We start from the raw sequence: 1,845 nt of genomic DNA, 5'->3' as shown, positions 1-1,845 counted from the left end.
TATAAAAGAACCAACAATTACCTTCTTGGCAATAAGATTGAAGTGGGCAGCCGTCAATATAGCGTCGCCAATTTTGGGATTTCGCATTCGCGCCAGATGTTGGGTGGGACATGGACCTTTGATGTGAGTTATTTGCAAGGTCTTCCCTTGTTTCATTCTGTCAAGAAGCACGATCCAGGGGCAGGGGATGCGGAGCCACAATTTGCCAAATTTACTGGTACGCTTAGTGTCATGACGCCTTTTAAGGTAGGGAGCTTGAACTTTATACTGAGCAATCTTTTGAGTGGTCAATATTCACCGCATAATTTATTGGGTGCTGAGCAGATTTCGTTGGGGGGTGCTTCCAATGTTCGTGGCACGCGTGAGAGTTTGCTTTTTGGCAATAACGGTTTTTTTAGCCGGAATGATTTGTTGCTACGCACCATTCCGTGGAGCAATCACGCGACCTTCAAAAAGGTTTTTGGTGAACTTCGCCCTTATGTTGGTTTGGATTATGGGCGTGTGTTTTCGCAAGCTTTGTATGGGATTAAGAGTGACCAGCTTGCCGGTTGGACAGCAGGTGTCAAGCTTGCGGGAGGCATGGTCTCTCTTGATGCCAGTTATTCCAGTATTTTTTGGAGCACAGTTAAGCACAAAAAATCAGGAACATTTTTTATGACATTAACAATGGAACTTTAAGCATTTTTTATTGGGGAGTTAACGTATGAGATATGAGAAGAGAGCAAACAGAGCAGCTTTATTAGGTGTTTTAGTCTCCAGTACGATGCTCAAAAAGGTTTTATTTGGGGGACTTGGTTTTTCTTGTTTGTTAGCACCTTCAGCGTTACAGGCACAAATTACTGTGGATCCTAACGCTAATGCCGCCCATCGTCCAGATATAGTCGCAGCGCCCAATGGGGTTCCTTCCATTGATATTGTCACCCCCAATGGCAAGGGCTTATCACACAATAAATATAACGATTTTAATATTGGAAATCCAGGTGTGATTTGGAACAATCATGCGCAAGAAGTGGGGCAATCGCAGTTGGGGGGCATTATGCCGGGCAATCCGCATTTGCGCCTCACGGGTTCAGCGAAAGTGATTTTAAATGAAGTCACCAGCAGCAAGCGCAGTGCTTTGAATGGTCCAGGAGAGGTTTTTGGGAGTCCAGCCGATGTGATTATAGCCAATCCCAATGGGATAAGTTGTGATGGTTGTGGCTTTATCAATACACCCCATGCGACCTTAACTACAGGTGTACCCGAAATTGATGCGAGCGGTTTTTTGAAAGGCTTTGAGGTGCGAGGTGGGGATATTACTTTTGGCGCCAAGGGAGCCAATTTTTTCTCAGGCCAAGGGGCTGTTGATATTGTCGATATTGTCTCACGCACAGTGCATTTTGAAGGAGCTGTTGCGGGCAGAGAAATTGGAGTGACAGCAGGGACCGGTCACTTTGATTATGCTTCTCGTGAGATGAAAGAACTGACTGATATTACTGGTAAACCGGAATATGCGATAGATGGTTCTGCTTTGGGGGCTCTACAGGCGGATCAGATTAAACTTGTGGCAACAGAAAAAGGTGTTGGGGTTCGTATGCGCCATGATATGGCCGCCAATGCGGGGCAGTTGCATCTTTCTGCTGACGGGAAAATCTCGTTGAAGAATGTTTTTGGTCATGGGGGTGTTGTCCTCAAATCGAAAAGCCAGAGCGTATTGGCAAAACACATCACCTCGAAAAAGCATATTGATATTGCCGCCCATAAGGATGTGACGTTAGAAACGGTTGGTGCTGATGGTCATTTGAAGATAGAGGCGCAGGATGGGCTTTTATCGATTGCCGGTAAGGCAACCTCTGGGGGCAATAT

General features: G+C 45.8%; 2 protein-coding genes. Both read left to right on the top strand.

All coding sequences use genetic code 11. The features are described from left to right. Positions 1–678 (top strand): ShlB/FhaC/HecB family hemolysin secretion/activation protein (locus tag ACFIJL_RS09230; RefSeq protein WP_375624391.1); only part of this gene is annotated, 678 nt, incomplete at its 5' end. A 25-nt stretch (positions 679–703) separates the two neighbouring features. After that, a partial coding sequence (locus tag ACFIJL_RS09225) for a filamentous hemagglutinin N-terminal domain-containing protein (RefSeq protein WP_375624389.1) occupies positions 704–1,845 on the top strand: 1,142 nt, incomplete at its 3' end.

Source organism: Bartonella sp. TT119HLJHH (assembly GCF_042193385.1).
Classification (GTDB): domain Bacteria; phylum Pseudomonadota; class Alphaproteobacteria; order Rhizobiales; family Rhizobiaceae; genus Bartonella.
Note: the sequence above shows the minus strand (reverse complement) of the source record. Positions and strands in the feature narration are given on the sequence as shown.